Origin of the sequence: Ruegeria sp. HKCCA4812 (assembly GCF_013034245.1) — a bacterium.
Classification (GTDB): domain Bacteria; phylum Pseudomonadota; class Alphaproteobacteria; order Rhodobacterales; family Rhodobacteraceae; genus Ruegeria.
Map to the genome: position 1 here is coordinate 470,808 of NZ_WQFQ01000001.1, position 16,879 is coordinate 487,686.

A 16,879-nucleotide genomic window follows, 5' to 3' on the forward strand; every position below is an offset into this window, starting at 1 on the left:
CTGATGAATTTCCACGAGGTGAGATTTCCCGCCAGCCTGAGCTTTGGCTCGGTCGGGGGGCCGGAACGGCGCACGGACATCGTGACGCTGGCCAATGGTTTTGAAGAGCGCAACACCCCCTGGGCCCATTCGCGTCGCCGATATGATGCGGGGTTGGGGATGCGTTCGCTGGACGATATCGAGACACTGATTTCGTTCTTCGAAGCGCGGCAGGGTCAGATTTTCGGCTTTCGCTGGAAAGACTGGTCGGATTTCAAATCCGGCAAGGCCACGGCGGACATCAATTTCGGAGATCAGGTGATCGCCAAAGGCGACGGAACACGCACCGAGTTCCAGTTGATCAAGACCTACCATTCGGGCGGAGCAAGCTATGCGCGCCCCATCGTGAAACCGGTATTGGGGACGGTGCGTCTGGGGCTGGATCAGGATGAGGTCCGCGAGGGCGTGGATTTTGACGTTGATCTGACGACGGGCAGGGTCACGTTTGCGGACCCGCCGCCGGAAGAGGTCGATATCACTGCGGGTTTTGAGTTTGATGTGCCGGTGCGTTTTGACACCGACAAAATCCAGACCAGTGTTGCCAGTTTTCAGGCCGGAGACGTACCGAATGTTCCAGTGGTCGAGGTGCGCATCTGATGGCTGAAGATATTAAGGGTCTGCACGCGCATCTGCAAAGCGGGTTGACAACGGTCTGCCGCTGTTGGGCGATCAAACGCACGGACGGGCAGGAATACGGTTTCACCGACCACGACATGGAGCTGAGTTTTGACGGGTTGACCTTCAAGGCCAACACCGGCCTGACGGCCGCCGCCATCGAGCAGGCCACCGGCCTGTCCATCGACAACACGGAAGCGATGGGCGCCCTGTCTGACGCGGCCATTCGCGACGAGGATATCGAAGCGGGGCGTTTTGACGGGGCCGAAGTGCGGGCCTGGTTGGTCAATTGGGCAGATCTGGATCAGCGCGTCCTTCAGTTCCGTGGTTCAATCGGTGAGTTGCGCCGCTCTGGCGGCGCGTTCCATGCGGAATTGCGTGGCCTGACCGACTTGCTGAACCGCCCCTTGGGGCGCGTTTACCAAAAGCCTTGCACGGCTGTGTTGGGGGATCGGGCCTGCCGGTTCAACACCGACACGCCAGGGTATTGGTTCGACGGTGTGATCTCGGGTTTCGATGGCGGCACCCTTTTGCATGTTGCAGGAGGTCAGACCATTGAAGAAGGCTGGTTCGAACGGGGACGCGTGGATGTTTTGTCCGGATCTGCCAAGGGGTTGTGGTCTTCGATCAAGAACGACAGGCAGACGGCAACCGGGCGCGAGATCACGCTTTGGTCCGGTTTCGGGGCAAGCCTGGCGATCGGCGACAGTGTGAAACTGCGGGCAGGATGCGACAAACGCATGGAAACCTGCCAGTTCAAGTTCAACAACTTTCTGAATTTTCAAGGTTTTCCAGATCTTCCGGGCGAAGACTGGGTCATGGCTGTTCCCAAGAAAAGCAAAGCCAATAGCGGAGGCAGCTTACGATGACGATACGTAGAGAGGATATTGTGACAGAGGCGCGCAATTGGCTTGGAACGCCTTATATGCATCAGGCCTCGGTCAAAGGTGCCGGTGCGGATTGTCTGGGCCTGTTGCGCGGCGTTTGGCGCGCCGTGATCGGGCGGGAACCTGAATCTGTTCCGGCCTACAGCATGGACTGGTCCGAACCGCAGGGTGAGGAACGGATGTGGGTGGCTGCCAGGCGGCATCTGGTCGAAAAACCAATAGGCAAAATGGCATCGGGGGATGTTCTGCTGTTTCGGATGCGCGACGCAAGCGTCGCCAAGCATCTGGGCATCGTCAGTACCACGCACCCCGAGCCCCGCTTTATTCACGCGTATTTCGGCCACGGCGTCGTGGAGAACGCACTGAGCAGGCCCTGGTACCGCCGTATCGTTTCCTGTTTCGAATTCCCGATGGAGATGCATTGATGGCCACTATTCTTCTTTCTGCAGCCGGGGCCGCGCTGGGCGGTTCGATCGGGGGCACGGTTGCGGGCCTTTCAACCGCGATTATCGGTCGGGCCGTCGGTGCGACGGTCGGGCGGGTCCTTGATCAGAAGTTCTTTAACCAGTCCGTTATGGGCAGCGGCAGTGAAGTCGTTGAAACCGGCCGCATGGATCGGTTTCGGTTGACGGAAACCGGCGAAGGTGCGCCGGTGACCACCGTGTTTGGCCGTATGCGTGTGGGTGGTCAGGTCATTTGGGCTTCGGATTTTCTGGAGACCCAGACGACCACCACAGAGGGTGGCGGCGGCGGGGGCAAGGGGAAACCCAAGACCCCTGAGGTGACTACCGTCACGTACAGTTACTCGATTTCGCTGGCGATTGCGGTCGGCGCCGGTGAGATTGCCGATGTCGCGCGGATTTGGGCGGATGGAGAAGAACAAGATCGATCCAGCCTCAACATGCGGGTTTACCATGGCACGTGGGATCAGTTGCCGGACCCTCTGATCGAGGCGATTGAAGGCTCTGGAACGGTTCCAGCATATCGCGGAACCGCCTATGTCGTGATCGAGGACTTCCCGCTCGGCGCTTTTGGCAACCGGGTGCCGCAGTTTTCATTTGAAGTTGTGCGCCCCACGCAGCGGGACATGCCCGATTATGGCAGTGCACTGCCTCAGATCGTGCGCGGGGTCGCCATGATACCGGGGACCGGAGAATACGCTCTGGCCAGCTCTCAGGTGAATTATTCACAATCTGGCAAGAGCTGGCCTGCAAACGCACATTCCGCATCAGGCACCTCGGATCTTGTCTCCTCGACCCGAGCGCTGGAAAGCGAGTTGCCCAATTGCGATGCCGCATCATTGGTGGTGTCGTGGTTCGGTGATGACCTGAGATGCGGACACTGCAAGATCCGGCCAAAGATCGAACAGCGTGAGAACGACAGCAGCGATATGCCCTGGATCGTATCTGATCAGGCCCGAAGCGACGCCGGGCTTGTGGTGCGACAGAACGGCCGCCCGGTCTATGGGGGGACTCCGGCCGATGCGGCCGTGGTCGAGGCGATCCGCCATCTGAACCAATCCGGCAAACGGGTGATGTTTTACCCCTTCATCCTGATGGAGCAATTGCCGGGGAACGGGCTGCCTGATCCCTGGTCGGATGCGTCAAGTCAGCCTCACCTGCCATGGCGTGGGCGGATCACCCTGGATGTGGCGCCGGGGCGTCCGGGTTCTGTGGACCAGACGGCATCGGCCGATGCACAGGTCGCTGCGTTCTTTGGATCAGCACGGGCACAGGATTTTGCGATCAGTCAGGATACGAACGGATCGGGCGGCACCGGCGGTGGCTCGGGTGGTCTGGTCAGGCCCAGACCGGGTGGTCGGCCTGACGACAGAGGGGATACCGGTTTAACTTGGGTCTCCGGGGGCGGTACCTTTGGCGGGCTGCTGGGGGACAGCGGTGTCACGGCCAAAGAAATCATCACATATTCCGGCCCTCAGGAATGGAGCCTGCGGCGTTTCATTCTGCACTATGCCATGCTGTGCAAGGCTGCCGGCGGCGTTTCGTCGTTCTGCATCTCGTCCGAGATGCGTGGCCTGACGCAGATCAGGGGGGCTTCGGGCTTTCCGGCCGTTGCGCAGCTTCGCGCCTTGGCGGCCGAGGTGCGTCAGATTCTGGGGCCGGACACGAAAATCGGCTATGCAGCGGATTGGAGCGAGTACTTCGGATACCAGCCAAAGGGCACCAGCGACAGGTATTTTCACCTCGACCCTCTTTGGGCGGACGACAACATCGATTTCATCGGCATCGACAACTACATGCCGTTGTCCGATTGGCGTGACGGTGAACATCATCTGGACGCCGAGGCCGGCGCGCCTTCGATTTACGACCTGGGGTATCTTCGCAGCAATATCGAAGGCGGTGAAGGGTATGACTGGTACTACGCCTCTCCGGAAGAGGCGGAAGCGCAGATCAGGACTACGATCAAAGATCAGGGGTATGACGAGCCGTGGATCTGGAGATACAAGGACCTGCGCAACTGGTGGTCGAATTCGCATCACGAACGGATCGGAGGTATGCGTCAACCCAACCCGACCGATTGGGTGCCCGGATCGAAACCGATCTGGTTCACCGAGTTGGGGTGTGCGGCAATCGACAAGGGCACGAACCAGCCGAACAAATTCCTGGACCCGAAGTCATCGGAATCGCTGTTGCCCGCGTATTCAAACGGGCTGCGCGACGACTTCATTCAGGTTCAGTATCTGACGGCGATGCTTGGCTATTGGAGCGATCCGAAGGTCAATCCGAGCTCGGACATCTACGGCGCGCCGATGCTGGACATGGCAAACGCTTATGTCTGGGCATGGGATACCCGTCCGTTTCCGACCTTTCCGAACCTGAAAAGCCAGTGGGACGATGGCGAGAACTATCCCAGAGGGCACTGGCTGAACGGTCGGTCCGGGTCTCGCACGTTGGCCTCCGTGGTGACCGAAATCTGCCACGGTGCAGGTGTCACGGATATAGACGTCTCTGGTCTGTACGGTGTGGTCCGCGGGTATGTCATCGAAGACGTGACGAACGCTCGTTCCGCCTTGCAGCCGCTGATGCTGCGCTATGGGTTTGATGCGATCGAAAGGGATGGAGTGTTGAAGTTCCAGATGCGCGACGGGTACGGCGCGGTTGCCTTGAACCCCGACCATCTGGCGATCAGTAGCGATCTTGAGGGCACGGTTGAACACCGGCGCGAGGCCGAGGCCGAAATGACCGGGCGCGTTCGTCTGCGCTTTGTTCAGTCGGACGCGGATCATGATGTCGTCGCGGAAGAGGCGGTTTTGCCCGATGATCGCACCCATTCCGTATCCGTGAATGAGATGCCTCTGTCCATGACCCGCGCCGAAGGGCGGCAAACGGCCGAACGTTGGTTGAGCGAAGCCAGAGTTTCCCGCGATACGGTTCGGTTTGCGCTTCCGCCGTCTCAAATGCACCTGGGGGCAGGGGATCTGGTTCGTTTGACAGATGCTGAAACCGGGCCGGTGTACCGGATCGACCGGTTGGAATCCGCCGACTTGCAACTTGTTGAAGCGGTCCGGATTGAACAGGGCGTGTACAAAGCGTCCGAATTGAATGACGACCCGGCAACGCTCAAACCATATGCGGCGCCGGTCCCCGTGCTGCCGGTTTTTCTGGATCTGCCCTTGATCACGGGGGCCGAGGCCCCTCATGCGCCTTATCTGGCCGTTACCGGAGATCCATGGCCCGGGGCGGCAACGGTCTATTCCTCGTCCAGTGACGATGGCTATCGCCTGAGCGACGTCATTGCCCAGCGGGCAGTGGTCGGCGTGACCGAAACACCGCTGAGCCGCGCCAGTGTCGGTGTCTGGGATGAGGGCTCTGCCTTGAAGGTCAAACTGCTTGCAGGTCAGTTGGAATCCCGCCCGCGCAGCTCGGTGATGAATGGCGTCAATCTGGCTGCAATCGGTGACGGAACACCCGGTAACTGGGAGGTTTTTCAGTTCGCTGACGCGGCGCTCGAGACCCCGGATGTATACGCGTTGTCCGGGCGGCTCAGGGGTCAACTGGGAACAGACGCCTTGATGCCTGATGTCTGGCCGGATGGATCGGTATTCGTGCTGCTGAATGACAGGGTGCAACAGATCAGCCTGCTGCGAAACGAAAGGCGTCTTGCCAAACATTATCGCATTGGGCCTGCGACCCGCGGCTATGATGACCCGTCCTATCAACACCTGATTGCCTCGTTTGCAGGCAACGGATTGCGCCCCTATGCGCCTGTGCACATGCGGGTTCGGTCTGGTACCGCCGGGGATGAGCTTACGTGGATCCGACGTGCCCGAACGGATGCGGATGACTGGTCGGGGCTGGAGATTCCCCTGGGCGAAGAAAGCGAATCCTACCTGGTCCGTGTCATTTCGGTTGGAACCGTTCTGCGCGAAGAACTGATATCCGAACCAAGGTGGACTTATTCGACTGCCATGAAAGCGGCGGATGGTCTGTCCGGGGGCTATGAGGTCGAAGTGGCCCAGGTATCTGCTGTATTCGGACCGGGTGCTTGGTCGCGTCTTGCGGTTGGGCAAGCTGCCTGATGCGGCCGGTTCTGCATGGGGATGTCAGTGCTGCGGCGCGCGCCTTGCTGGCCGTGCCGCAGCCGGACAGGGGGGCTTTGTGTGTGCGGATGATCCACGAGGCGGAATTGGCCGACAGGCATTTGGAGCGCACGGGCAAGCTCCACCCGGTTTACGGCAATGGTTCTCTCATGGCCGTTGCGCGAAACAGGGCCCTGGCCGATGAACCCGGGTTTGACGATCTGCAATATTGCCAGTGTTTTGAGATGGTTCTGCACCAGCTTGCCAGATTTCAGGCTAGCCGGACGCGCAGCTGACGCATTTGCTGGCAGCCAGATCCAGATTCAGCCGCCCATCCGGAATGCGCTCTCCGCAGTCTTCGCAATATCCGAACTCGCCGTCGTCAAGCCGTTCCAATGCGGCCAGAAGCCGGCGTGTTTCCACATCGCGATTGGCCTGCTGTGCCTTGGCCATGGCCTGATTTTGCAGCGCATCCATGCGGCTCAGCCGTCCAACGGCCTGTTGATCCAGCTCGACAACAGCCTGAGCCTGCTGCCCCGACGCTGACATCTGCTGCAATTCCGCCAATCGCTCGCGAATTCGTGTTTCGAAATGGGTGCGCTCTGACTCATTCATTTTCGTTACATGACCGATCATGGGTTTGCGTTTGGTCTTTTTGCCACTAAATGGCATTCTAGGCGCAGCAAAGGATCAAAGCCATGTTCGAAAAGCGCAGCCATGTGACACCGGTTGATCCGGTCTGGACCCGTATCACATCCGAGGCCCATGCGGCCGTCGAGAAAGAGCCCCTCATGGGGGGGCTCGTGCACGCCTGTATCCTGCATCACCGCAGCCTTGAACGCGCGCTTTCATATCGAGTGGCGGCGAAGCTGTGCTCGAACGAAATGTCGATGATGGTTCTGCGTGAAATCGTGGATGAGGCATATGCCGACGATCCGGGTCTGCTCGAAGCTGCTCGGGCGGACCTTATGGCCGTTTACGAACGTGACCCGGCCTGTCATCGGCTGTTGCAGCCGATCCTGTATTTCAAAGGGTACCAGGCCATGCAGGCATATCGCGTGGCCCATTGGTTGTGGCGCAAGGGGCGCTATGATCTGGCCTATTTCTTCCAGATGCGCTCATCCGAAATTTTCGGGATCGACATTCACCCGGCAGCCAAAATCGGCAAGGGCATCATGATTGACCATGCCCATTCCATCGTGATTGGCGAGACGGCAGTGGTGGGTGACAACGTGTCGATGCTGCACTCGGTGACACTGGGCGGAACCGGAAAGGAAGAAGAAGACCGTCATCCAAAAATCGGAGACGGTGTTCTGATCGGAGCCGGGGCCAAGGTGCTGGGCAATATCACCATTGGCCATTGCAGCCGCATCGCGGCCGGTTCGGTGGTGCTGCAAGAGGTGCCGCCCTGCAAGACCGTCGCCGGTATCCCCGCCAAGATCGTGGGGGAAGCCGGGTGCGACCAGCCTTCGATCTCGATGGATCATATGCTGGGTAAGGATCAGTAACAGTTCAGCGAGAGCGGTTGGCGCGTTTGTCCAACCGCTTGCGCCGCCGTTCTTCCCGTTTTTGTTTGCGAAGCTCCTGCCGTCTGTCCTGTGCGGCTTTGTGCCGGGCAATCGCGGCCGGATCGTTTGGCTTGAACTTTGAATGCTCACCCGGATAGCCGTTGGGCTTTGCCATGGCACATTCAGGTGCCGTGGCTGCGGGTATCGCCAAAACAGTCAGGCAGAGAATGAGATTTCTTGAGAGCATCGCGCACCTGCCTTCCGTCTGCTACTAAAGGAAGGAAGTGGGGCGTTTGGATGCATCGGGCAATCGGTGCCCCGATCACGCAAGTTCAATTCAGTGCAAACACTTGAGGCTGCCCGCGCTCCGGCTGTCCGGGGCACGGGCATCATTCGGGTCGTCAGGCCAGCATGACCATCGGGTTTTCCAGGTTGTCGACAATAGCCTTGAGCAGTTCTGCCCCCAGCGCGCCGTCGATGACGCGGTGATCGACGGACATGGTAACAGACATTACGGTCGCCACCGTCAGTTCTCCATCATCCCCGACAACGGGCTTTTTCACGCCGGTACCCACCGCCAGAATGCCGGCATGAGGCGGGTTCACGATGGCGTCGAAATTATCGATGCCAAACATACCGAGGTTCGAGATGGCAAACGTGCCGCCCTGATACTCGTGCGGTGCCAGCTTGCGCTCGCGGGCGCGGGCGGCGAGATCCTTCATCTCGGTCGAAAGCGCCGACAGAGATTTCATGTCGGCGTCCTGAAGAACCGGGGTGAACAACCCGCCCTCGATCGCGACCGCTACGGCCACGTCCGAAGGCTTGAGTTGCAGCACGCGGTCGCCCGCCCAGACGGCGTTGCAGGCCGGAACCTGCTGAAGCGCGTTGGCGACGGCCTTGATGATGAAGTCGTTCACGCTCAACTTCACGCCACGGCCTTCCAACTGCTTGTTTAACTGGCTGCGGAACTTCAGCAGCGCATCCAGCTTGATGTCACGGCGCAGGTAGAAATGCGGGATGGTCTGTTTGGCCTCGCCCAGTCGCGCAGCGATGGTTTTGCGCATCCCGTCGAGCTGAATTTCTTCGTACTCGCGGCCATCATACATCCGCGCGACCATATCGGCGGACGGTCCAGAGGCCGCCGCCGGTGCGGTCGCAGGCGCGGCCGCGGCGGCTGCCGGGGCAGGGGGCGTCGCAGTGGCCGTCGCGCCCTCGACATCCGCCTTGACGATGCGACCATGCGGGCCAGAGCCTGTGATCTGTGCCAGATCGAGGCCTTTCTGCGCAGCGATCCGTCGGGCTAGAGGGGAAGCAAAGATACGACCGCCATCCGCCTTGACCGGAGCGGCCGGCGCAGGGGCAGGGGCGGGCGCTTCGGACGCCGCAGGGGCGGCGGCCTCGTTGCCCGCGTCGGCTGCGGGGGCAGCCTCCGGGGTCTTGGCCGGGGCCGCGGCGATGTCATCGGCGCTTTCGCCATCTTCCAGCAAAATCGCGATGGCGGTATTGACTTTGACCCCTTCGGTGCCTTCGGGGATCAGGATTTTGCCGACGATGCCTTCATCGACGGCTTCGAACTCCATCGTGGCCTTGTCGGTTTCGATCTCGGCTAGCAAATCGCCGGAGGAGACGGTGTCGCCTTCCTTGACCAGCCATTTTGCAAGCGTGCCTTCCTCCATGGTCGGTGAAAGGGCGGGCATCAGAATTTCGGTGGGCATCTGTCTGTCGCTCCTTACCGGTAGGTCACTTGTTTCACGGCTTCGATCACCTCGTCCGTAGTGATCAGGGCCAGCTTTTCGAGGTTCGCGGCGTAGGGCATCGGAACATCCTTGCCGGTGCAGTTGATGACCGGCGCGTCGAGATAATCGAATGCTTCCTGCATCACGACGGATGAGATGTAACTGCCGACCGAACCTTGCGGCCAGCCCTCTTCCACAGTCACCAGACGGTTGGTCTTCATCACCGAGTTTATGATCGCACCGGTATCCATCGGACGGATGGTGCGCAGATCGATGACCTCGGCGCTAATGCCTTCTTCGGCCAGCCTGTCGGCGGCTTCCAGCGCGTATTGCATGCCGATGCCGAAGCTGACGATGGTCACGTCCGAGCCTTCGCGCCAGATGCGCGCCTTGCCCAGCGGCACGGTCAGGTCATCGACCTGCGGCATGTCGAAAGTGCGACCATAGAGGATTTCGTTTTCCAGGAAGATCACCGGGTTGGGGTCGCGGATGGCCGATTTCAGCAGACCTTTGGCGTCGGCTGCCGAATAGGGCATCACCACCTTCAGGCCGGGGATCTGCATGTACCAGGCGGCATAGTCCTGGCTGTGCTGGGCAGCCACGCGCGCGGCGGCGCCGTTGGGGCCGCGGAACACGATCGGACAACCCATCTGACCGCCAGACATGTACAGCGTTTTGGCGGCCGAGTTGATGATCTGGTCGATCGCCTGCATCGCGAAGTTGAACGTCATGAACTCGACGATCGGTTTCAGCCCGCCAAAGGCCGACCCGACGGCGATACCGGCGAAACCATGTTCGGTGATTGGTGTATCGATCACGCGCTTGGGACCGAATTCGTCCAGCAGACCCTGGGAAATCTTGTATGCGCCCTGATACTCCGCGACTTCCTCGCCCATCAGATAGACGTCTTCGTCGTTGCGCATTTCTTCGGCCATCGCGTCACGCAGAGCTTCGCGAACGGTTTCGGATTTCATCTCGGCATCTGCCGGCCAGTCGGGCGACAGGTCGACCACCGGCGCAGCGGCAGGAGCGGGGGCCTCGACCGCCGCAGGGGCGGCTTCGGCCACCGCTGCGGCTGCGGGTGCAGCTGCGGTCACGGCCGACGCGTCTTCGCCTTCCTCGACCAGAACCGCAATCGGGGTGTTCACTTTGACCCCTTCGGTGCCTTCGGCGATCAGGATCTTGCCGACGATGCCCTCGTCGACAGCTTCAAATTCCATTGTCGCCTTGTCGGTCTCGATTTCGGCCAGGATGTCACCGCTTGATACGGTGTCGCCTTCCTTGACCAGCCATTTGGCCAGCGTGCCCTCTTCCATCGTGGGCGAAAGGGCGGGCATGAAAATTTCGGTTGCCATGTCTTATTCGTCCTCTCAGGCGTAAATGTCGGTCCAGAGCTCTTCAACGGCGGGCTCGGGGCTTTCTTTCGAGAATTCGGCGGCTTGGTTCACGATCTCTTTGATTTCCTTGTCGATCGCCTTCAGGTCATCCTCGGTCGCGTGTTTGCCGGTCAGCAGCAGCTCGCGCACATGTTCGATCGGGTCGCTTTGTTCGCGGACTTTCTGAACCTCTTCGCGGGTGCGGTACTTGGCCGGGTCAGACATCGAGTGGCCGCGATAGCGGTAGGTCTTTACCTCAAGAATGTAAGGGCCCTTGCCGGCGCGGCAGTGGGCAACGGCCTTTTCACCAGCGGCTTTGACGGCCAGCACATCCATTCCGTTGACGATCTCGCCGGGGATGCCGAAGGCTTCGCCGCGCACATAGATATCGGGTGACGAGGTCGAACGCGCCTGCGCTGTGCCCATGGCGTATTGGTTGTTCTCGATCACGAAAACCACGGGAAGATCCCACAGGGCGGCCATGTTGAACGTCTCATAGACCTGACCCTGGTTTGCGGCACCGTCGCCGAAATAGGTAAAGGTCACGCCGCCATTTTCCTTGTACTTGTCGGCAAAAGCCAGACCGGCACCCAAAGGCACCTGCGCGCCGACGATGCCATGGCCCCCATAGAAGTGCTTTTCTTTTGAGAACATGTGCATCGAGCCGCCCTTGCCCTTGGACAGGCCGCCTTCGCGCCCTGTCAGTTCGGCCATCACGCCGCCCGGGTCCATGCCACAGGCCAGCATATGGCCGTGGTCACGATACGAGGTGATCCGCTTGTCGCCGTCCTGGGCTGCCGCTTCGAGCCCGACAACAACCGCCTCTTGACCGATGTACAGGTGGCAGAACCCACCGATCAGGCCCATGCCATAAAGCTGACCCGCCTTTTCTTCGAATCGACGGATCAGAAGCATCTCGCGGTAGTATGTCTTGAGTTCTTCCGCAGAAACATTTGGTTTCTTTGTGGTTTTTCGCGCAGCCATAGTGGCGATCTCCCCCTTTCGGCAAGATAGTTTAGCGTTAAACTATCTCATAAAGCATTTGGGGCTTTCTGGCGAGGGGAAATGTGACGCAGCGTCCGCGCAGGCGCGGCGCAGCCGACAAACAAAGCGGTGCGACTATGGTCCGAAGATGTCCGGCGGCCTAAAAAGGATCAGCGGATCACGATCTCATCCGCCCGGATCATGCCAAGAACCGAACGCGCCTGCTGATCGAGCAGGTCAAGATCCAGATAGGTGTCGGACAGGCGCCGGGTCAGGTTTTCCAATTCGGCGATTTGGGCATTCAGCTTTTCCAGGTCCTGTGACAGGGCGTCCCGTTCCGCAGCAATTTCGACCCGCCGAAACAGGCCATAGTCACCTTGTACGGCGGCAAACGTGAAATACACACCAAGCATGAAAGCCACCGAGAAGAAGATGATTGAGCCCAAACCGGGCCGATGGGAACGGGACACTCTGTTTACCGCCGTATGAAAACTAGCCTCAAAAACGTGCCCTTTGCGAGCATCTGAAAACACTATGTCACAGGTGATTCGGGTTGTGAATCCCCTGTTTCGATTTTTTCATCAGTAATTTAAGCGCGTCCTGATCCGCGTCAGCGCCATGATTCCAGCGCCTGATTTCGCGCGACGGTCTGTTCTTTCATGCAGGTCCAGTAGAACATCGGCGCAGCGCTGCCGCCGCCCGACAATTCCTTGTCACAGGTTACGTCTCGGGCCTTCAGCCAGGCGCGTTGTTCGGTCAGAAGGGCATCACCGTCGCCGCGCGCATCGGCTGCGGGCTTGATCTGAGCCCACAGCCGGTTGAGTTCGCGATCTGCGGCCTCCCATTGTTCCTTGGCGCAGAAATTGGCGTCAAGCTGGGTTTGGCCGCCGCAACTGGATTGAGCTGCGGCAGAGCAGGGCAGGATCATTAGGACAAGAAGGTAAACTGGCTTCACGGTAATATCCCCCGTTCAAAAGAGGATACTACCATGGACCATATCAGGCGATCAAAGGCGGCAAGTGGTGCTTACTGATCCAGCGCTGCGACACCGGGCAGCGTTTTGCCTTCCATCCATTCCAGAAACGCGCCACCCGCGGTCGAGATATAGGTGAAGTCCTTGGCGGCACCCGAGGCGTTCAGGGCAGCAACCGTGTCTCCACCTCCGGCGACCGAGATCAGCTGGCCCGAACGGCTGAGCGCGGCCGCCTTCAAGGCGGCGGCATTGGTGGCGGCGTCGAACGGTTCCAGTTCGAATGCGCCCAGCGGTCCGTTCCAGATCAGGGTTTTGCTTTTTTCGAATATCTCGATGATCGCGGCCACGCTTTCGGGGCCAGCGTCCAGGATCATGCCATCGTCGGGGCATTGATCCGCGGGCAAAACTTGATGCGGGGCATTGGCTTCAAACGTTTCGGCAACCACGACGTCACGTGGCAGAACGATCTGACAGCCGGTGCTTTCGGCTTTGGCCAGAATTTCGGCTGCGGTGTCTTTCATCGCAGTTTCGGCCAGCGATTTTCCGACACTGACACCTTGCGCGACAAGGAACGTATTGGCCATGCCGCCACCGATCACCAGATAATCGACCTTGTCGATCAGGTTGCCCAGCAATTCCAGCTTGGTCGAAACCTTGGCCCCGCCCACAACCGCTGTTACGGGGCGTTCGGGCGCGCCTAACGCGCTTTCCAGTGCCTGCAACTCGGCCTGCATCAAACGACCGGCACAGGCGGGCAGCAGGCGCGCGATGGCCTCGGTCGAGCTGTGGGCCCGGTGCGCCGCTGAAAACGCGTCGTTGCAGTACACGTCACCCAGCCTGGCCATACCTGCGGCCAGATCGGCATCGTTCTTGGTTTCCGCAGCGTGAAAACGCGTGTTCTCAAGTAACAGCACCTGGCCGGGCTGCAACGCCTGCGCCGCCAGTTCGGCCTCGGTTCCGACACAGTCGGCGGCAAACAGGACTTTGGTGCCAAAAGCGCTTTCGAGGGTCGGAACCAGTTGCTTGAGCGACAGGTTCTCGCGCCGCTCGCCTCCGGGGCGACCGAAATGGGCCAGAAGGATCGGTTTGCCGCCAGCGGCCAGAATGTCGCGCACCGTCGGCACGATTCTCTGGATGCGGGTGGCGTCGGTCACGACACCGTCAACCACGGGCACGTTGATATCCACACGCACAAGTACGCGTTTGCCGTTCAGGTCCATATCGTCCAGTGTTTTCCAGCCCATTGTGCGATCCTTGTCATTGGCAAATGATTTAGGCGGTTCTTTTCCTGCAATTTGCCCTCAGGTCAATGCGTCACTTGGCATTCGTACGCGTGCGTCATAGGTATTTGCGCAAGATAAACGACAGGAGGGCCTCATGGCCGAGATCAAGGATCCCGAAAACACGATCATCATCGAGCTGAAAGACGGCAATGTCGTCATCGAGCTGCTGCCGGATGTGGCGCCTTTGCACAGCGCGCGGATGAAAGAACTGGCCCGCAGCGGAGAATACGACAACGTGGCCTTTCACCGAGTGATCGACGGCTTCATGGCCCAAACCGGTGACGTGCAGCATGGCGACATGGAAGATGGGTTCAACCTGCGTATGGCGGGGACCGGCGGTTCGTCGCTGCCGAACGTACCGGCAGAGTTCTCCAAGTTGCCCCATGATCGCGGTACGCTGGGCGCGGCCCGGTCGCAGAATCCGGATTCGGCCAACTCTCAGTTCTTCATCAACTTCAAGGACAACCACTTCTTGAACGGTCAGTACACTGTTTATGGCCGCGTCATCGAAGGCATGGAGCATGTGGACGCGATCGTTCGTGGCGAGCCGCCTGCGAACCCCGACCGCATGATCAGCGTCAAGGTGGCCGCAGATGTATAAGCTTGCCGCCGCCTTTGCCTTGCTGGCAAGCCCGGCGCTGGCCAGCGGTTTGCAGATCGAGGTCGAAGGGGAAGGGGCCAATGGCACGATCTCCATCGATCTGTTCGAAGATGTCGCGCCGAAGCACGTGGAACAGATCACGGTACTGGCTGCGGACGGCAAGTATGATGGTGTGGTGTTCCACCGCGTGATCGAAGGTTTCATGGCCCAGACCGGCGATGTTCAATACGGCAATTCCACCGCGAACGGCTTTGACATGCGGTATGCCGGGCGTGGTGGGTCAGACCGCCCGGATCTGCCGGCTGAGTTTTCTGATCTGACCTTTGATCGTGGCGTGGTCGGCATGGCCCGGTCGCAAAACCCGGATTCAGCCAATTCGCAGTTCTTTATCATGTTCGAACCCGGCCCGTTTCTGGATGGCCAGTACACCGTGGTCGGTCAGGTGACCGACGGGATGGACGTGGTGGATGCAATCAAACGGGGGCATTCCCAGACCGGAGCGGTTACGGGACAGCCCGACGTGATGAAAAAAGTCACCGTCACCGAATGAACCGAAACAGCCCGGCGTTACAACGAGCGCCGGGCTGTTCCTTATGGTCGATTGAACGAAACTCAATCGTCTTGTGACATCGCTTTCCAGATGACAGCACCGATCGCGCCGCCGATCAGCGGGGCCACCCAGAACAGCCACAGCTGTGACAGGGCAGGGCCGTCGGCAAACAGGGCGACGCCTGTGGACCGGGCCGGGTTGACCGAAGTGTTGGTGACCGGAATTGATACCAGGTGGATCAGGGTCAAGGCCAGACCAATTGCGATGGGGGCGAAACCGGCCGGCGCCTTGTCCGAGGTTGCGCCCAGGATGATCAGGATGAAGAAAGCGGTCATCACGATCTCGATTACCAGAGCCGACATCAGGGAGTATCCGCCGGGTGAGGCCTCACCATATCCGTTGGACGCAAATCCCCCGACGCCGGCGAAGTCGGGCGCACCGCTGACGATCAGATACAGAACCACTGCGGCGGCGATGGCGCCGATGACCTGAGCGATCCAGTAGGGCAGCAGATCCTTTGCCGGAAACCGCCCGCCGATCATAAGGCCCAGGCTGACCGCCGGATTGAAGTGCCCGCCCGAGATATGGCCAACCGTGTAAGCCATTGTCAGAACCGTCAGGCCGAAGGCGAAGGAAACGCCAAGCCACCCAATGCCGACATCTGCAACGCCCGCTGCCAATACGGCACTGCCGCAACCTCCGAGAACCAGCCAGAAGGTGCCGAAGAACTCGGCCAGTAGTTTTGATGACATGAAATTTCCTCCACAATGCAATGCGCTTAAGCGTAGTTCATAAATTAACTTTTGTTAAATTGTGCCGAACGGGGAATTTTCCCGGCACCCTCGCACCAGGTGTCGAAAAGCCCTTAGTGCCATTGAGAAGGGTCCAGGTGAAACAGCTTGGAGAGTTGCTTGTAAACCTCCGGGTCCGACCTGCGCAGGGCCTTTGGTCGCTCAAAAAACACTTCAACCGAAACGGCGAAAAACTCCTCGTGCCCTTCCGCGCCATAGGGGTCGATTACGGTTGGCTGCCCGGATTCGACGGCGCGGACATGCGCGTCATAGGCTGTCAGGAATGCGGATTCCCATTCTGAAAAGCTTTGGTCGTCGCTAAGTACGGGCACTCCGTTGGCCGACCCTGTCAGATCGTCGATCTGATGGGCAAATTCGTGAAACACAACATTTTGGCCGTCATGATCGTTCATGGCCCCGCGCTGGCTATGCGCCCAGGACAGGATCACCGGGCCGCGGTTCCAGCTTTCCCCTGTGCGCACGATTTCCTTCTCGGTGACGACATAGCCGCTGTGCCGGCTCTGCCTGGATTTGAATGCGCTGGGATAGATCAGGATGGTGGTCAGATTGTCATACCAGAGATCGGTATTCACAACCAGCAGACAGGCTTGCGCTGCGATGGACAGTTGCATGTCTTCGGTAACGTCCAGACCGTCACACCCGATGAATTCAACCTGATCAAGGAACAGGTTGACCTTGCCTTCCAGCTTTGCGCGCAGGCCTTGCGGCAGTTTCCGCAAGATCGGGACCTGAGCGTCGACAAGCTGCCGTTGTTTGTCAGTCAACGGAGCGGCCAACAGGGCGTGGCGCGCCTGTCGTTTGGACCAGAAGTAATAGACCAGACCTGCGGCGATCACCGCAATAAGTGTCAGAAAAATCAACATGGCCCGACCCTAACGTGATCCCGGCGGGATCAAAACAAGTTTCCCGGGTATGGGCTGAGGTGCAAAAAAGAAACGCCGCTGGTCTCCCGGCGGCGTTTCCGATCTGACCTGA

At 59.6% G+C, this 16,879-nt stretch carries 18 protein-coding genes; 8 read left to right on the top strand and 10 right to left on the bottom strand.

Annotation, left to right across the window (positions count from 1 at the left end; translation table 11 throughout):
• Nucleotides 1–3: 3 nt before the first annotated feature.
• Genes GOW04_RS02370 through GOW04_RS02395 form a run of 5 tightly spaced genes read left to right on the top strand, consistent with a single transcriptional unit; the run spans nt 4 to nt 6,377 of the window.
• The gene (locus GOW04_RS02370; RefSeq protein ID WP_171231435.1) at nt 4–636 is read left to right on the top strand and encodes a DUF2460 domain-containing protein; all 633 of its coding nucleotides are present in this window, start codon (nt 4–6) and stop codon (nt 634–636) included.
• A complete protein-coding gene (locus GOW04_RS02375) occupies nt 636–1,523 on the top strand; it encodes a DUF2163 domain-containing protein (RefSeq protein WP_171231436.1) in 888 nt (295 codons plus the stop codon). The genes GOW04_RS02370 and GOW04_RS02375 overlap by 1 nt, the downstream gene beginning before the upstream one ends.
• Nucleotides 1,520–1,966, top strand: coding sequence for an NlpC/P60 family protein (locus tag GOW04_RS02380; RefSeq protein WP_171231437.1), 447 nt, complete (start codon nt 1,520–1,522; stop codon nt 1,964–1,966). Before GOW04_RS02375 ends, GOW04_RS02380 begins: the two co-directional genes overlap by 4 nt.
• Nucleotides 1,966–6,081 (top strand): glycoside hydrolase/phage tail family protein, encoded by a 4,116-nt coding sequence (locus GOW04_RS21855; RefSeq protein WP_254430050.1) that lies wholly within the window; start codon nt 1,966–1,968, stop codon nt 6,079–6,081. Before GOW04_RS02380 ends, GOW04_RS21855 begins: the two co-directional genes overlap by 1 nt.
• The gene (locus tag GOW04_RS02395) at nt 6,081–6,377 is read left to right on the top strand and encodes a hypothetical protein (protein WP_152458306.1); all 297 of its coding nucleotides are present in this window, start codon (nt 6,081–6,083) and stop codon (nt 6,375–6,377) included. Before GOW04_RS21855 ends, GOW04_RS02395 begins: the two co-directional genes overlap by 1 nt.
• On the opposite strand, the gene GOW04_RS02400 is transcribed toward GOW04_RS02395, so the two are convergent.
• The gene (locus tag GOW04_RS02400) at nt 6,358–6,696 is read right to left on the bottom strand and encodes a TraR/DksA C4-type zinc finger protein (RefSeq protein ID WP_171231438.1); all 339 of its coding nucleotides are present in this window, start codon (nt 6,694–6,696) and stop codon (nt 6,358–6,360) included. The genes GOW04_RS02395 and GOW04_RS02400 overlap by 20 nt on opposite strands.
• A gap of 83 nt (nt 6,697–6,779) precedes the next feature.
• Between GOW04_RS02400 and cysE the strand changes: the two genes are divergently transcribed.
• On the top strand, nt 6,780–7,589 hold the full coding sequence (gene cysE / locus GOW04_RS02405; protein WP_152458304.1) for a serine O-acetyltransferase: 810 nt from the start codon (nt 6,780–6,782) through the stop codon (nt 7,587–7,589).
• A gap of 4 nt (nt 7,590–7,593) precedes the next feature.
• Here the strand turns inward: cysE and GOW04_RS02410 are convergent, their stop codons facing one another.
• The 7 genes from GOW04_RS02410 to pgk form a co-directional block, all read right to left on the bottom strand.
• Nucleotides 7,594–7,764, bottom strand: a complete 171-nt coding sequence (locus GOW04_RS02410) for a hypothetical protein (protein WP_171231439.1) — start codon at nt 7,762–7,764, stop codon at nt 7,594–7,596.
• Between the two features lie 226 nt (nt 7,765–7,990).
• On the bottom strand, nt 7,991–9,304 hold the full coding sequence (locus GOW04_RS02415) for a pyruvate dehydrogenase complex dihydrolipoamide acetyltransferase (protein WP_171231440.1): 1,314 nt from the start codon (nt 9,302–9,304) through the stop codon (nt 7,991–7,993).
• 14 nt (nt 9,305–9,318) lie between these two features.
• A complete protein-coding gene (locus GOW04_RS02420; RefSeq protein ID WP_171231441.1) occupies nt 9,319–10,680 on the bottom strand; it encodes a pyruvate dehydrogenase complex E1 component subunit beta in 1,362 nt (453 codons plus the stop codon).
• 15 nt (nt 10,681–10,695) lie between these two features.
• Entirely contained in the window at nt 10,696–11,685 is a 990-nt protein-coding gene (pdhA, locus tag GOW04_RS02425) for a pyruvate dehydrogenase (acetyl-transferring) E1 component subunit alpha (RefSeq protein WP_171115415.1), read from the bottom strand.
• Between the two features lie 170 nt (nt 11,686–11,855).
• Nucleotides 11,856–12,155 carry a septum formation initiator family protein gene (locus GOW04_RS02430; protein ID WP_171115419.1) on the bottom strand — a complete coding sequence of 100 codons (300 nt, stop codon included), beginning with the start codon at nt 12,153–12,155 and terminating at the stop codon, nt 11,856–11,858.
• Nucleotides 12,156–12,295: 140 nt separating this feature from the next.
• Nucleotides 12,296–12,640 carry a lysozyme inhibitor LprI family protein gene (locus tag GOW04_RS02435; RefSeq protein WP_171231442.1) on the bottom strand — a complete coding sequence of 115 codons (345 nt, stop codon included), beginning with the start codon at nt 12,638–12,640 and terminating at the stop codon, nt 12,296–12,298.
• Nucleotides 12,641–12,711: 71 nt separating this feature from the next.
• The gene (gene pgk, locus GOW04_RS02440; protein WP_171231443.1) at nt 12,712–13,902 is read right to left on the bottom strand and encodes a phosphoglycerate kinase; all 1,191 of its coding nucleotides are present in this window, start codon (nt 13,900–13,902) and stop codon (nt 12,712–12,714) included.
• Nucleotides 13,903–14,035: 133 nt separating this feature from the next.
• On the opposite strand from pgk, the gene GOW04_RS02445 reads away from it, so the two are divergent.
• The gene (locus tag GOW04_RS02445; protein ID WP_152458298.1) at nt 14,036–14,542 is read left to right on the top strand and encodes a peptidylprolyl isomerase; all 507 of its coding nucleotides are present in this window, start codon (nt 14,036–14,038) and stop codon (nt 14,540–14,542) included.
• The gene (locus GOW04_RS02450; protein WP_171231444.1) at nt 14,535–15,092 is read left to right on the top strand and encodes a peptidylprolyl isomerase; all 558 of its coding nucleotides are present in this window, start codon (nt 14,535–14,537) and stop codon (nt 15,090–15,092) included. Before GOW04_RS02445 ends, GOW04_RS02450 begins: the two co-directional genes overlap by 8 nt.
• Nucleotides 15,093–15,154: 62 nt before the next feature.
• Here GOW04_RS02450 and aqpZ read toward each other — a convergent pair whose 3' ends face one another.
• Nucleotides 15,155–15,844, bottom strand: a complete 690-nt coding sequence (gene aqpZ / locus GOW04_RS02455; protein ID WP_171167669.1) for an aquaporin Z — start codon at nt 15,842–15,844, stop codon at nt 15,155–15,157.
• A gap of 113 nt (nt 15,845–15,957) precedes the next feature.
• Nucleotides 15,958–16,767 (bottom strand): zinc-dependent peptidase, encoded by an 810-nt coding sequence (locus tag GOW04_RS02460; RefSeq protein WP_171231445.1) that lies wholly within the window; start codon nt 16,765–16,767, stop codon nt 15,958–15,960.
• Nucleotides 16,768–16,879: the final 112 nt, after the last annotated feature.

Coding starts and splice junctions, on each gene's coding strand:
- GOW04_RS02370 (WP_171231435.1), top strand. CDS start 4: ATGAATTTCCACGAGGTGAGATTTCCCGCCAGCCTGAGCTTTGGCTCG.
- GOW04_RS02375 (WP_171231436.1), top strand. CDS start 636: ATGGCTGAAGATATTAAGGGTCTGCACGCGCATCTGCAAAGCGGGTTG.
- GOW04_RS02380 (WP_171231437.1), top strand. CDS start 1,520: ATGACGATACGTAGAGAGGATATTGTGACAGAGGCGCGCAATTGGCTT.
- GOW04_RS21855 (WP_254430050.1), top strand. CDS start 1,966: ATGGCCACTATTCTTCTTTCTGCAGCCGGGGCCGCGCTGGGCGGTTCG.
- GOW04_RS02395 (WP_152458306.1), top strand. CDS start 6,081: ATGCGGCCGGTTCTGCATGGGGATGTCAGTGCTGCGGCGCGCGCCTTG.
- GOW04_RS02400 (WP_171231438.1), bottom strand. CDS start 6,696: ATGAATGAGTCAGAGCGCACCCATTTCGAAACACGAATTCGCGAGCGA.
- cysE (WP_152458304.1), top strand. CDS start 6,780: ATGTTCGAAAAGCGCAGCCATGTGACACCGGTTGATCCGGTCTGGACC.
- GOW04_RS02410 (WP_171231439.1), bottom strand. CDS start 7,764: ATGGCAAAGCCCAACGGCTATCCGGGTGAGCATTCAAAGTTCAAGCCA.
- GOW04_RS02415 (WP_171231440.1), bottom strand. CDS start 9,304: ATGCCCACCGAAATTCTGATGCCCGCCCTTTCACCGACCATGGAGGAA.
- GOW04_RS02420 (WP_171231441.1), bottom strand. CDS start 10,680: ATGGCAACCGAAATTTTCATGCCCGCCCTTTCGCCCACGATGGAAGAG.
- pdhA (WP_171115415.1), bottom strand. CDS start 11,685: ATGGCTGCGCGAAAAACCACAAAGAAACCAAATGTTTCTGCGGAAGAA.
- pgk (WP_171231443.1), bottom strand. CDS start 13,902: ATGGGCTGGAAAACACTGGACGATATGGACCTGAACGGCAAACGCGTA.
- GOW04_RS02445 (WP_152458298.1), top strand. CDS start 14,036: ATGGCCGAGATCAAGGATCCCGAAAACACGATCATCATCGAGCTGAAA.
- GOW04_RS02450 (WP_171231444.1), top strand. CDS start 14,535: ATGTATAAGCTTGCCGCCGCCTTTGCCTTGCTGGCAAGCCCGGCGCTG.
- aqpZ (WP_171167669.1), bottom strand. CDS start 15,844: ATGTCATCAAAACTACTGGCCGAGTTCTTCGGCACCTTCTGGCTGGTT.
- GOW04_RS02460 (WP_171231445.1), bottom strand. CDS start 16,767: ATGTTGATTTTTCTGACACTTATTGCGGTGATCGCCGCAGGTCTGGTC.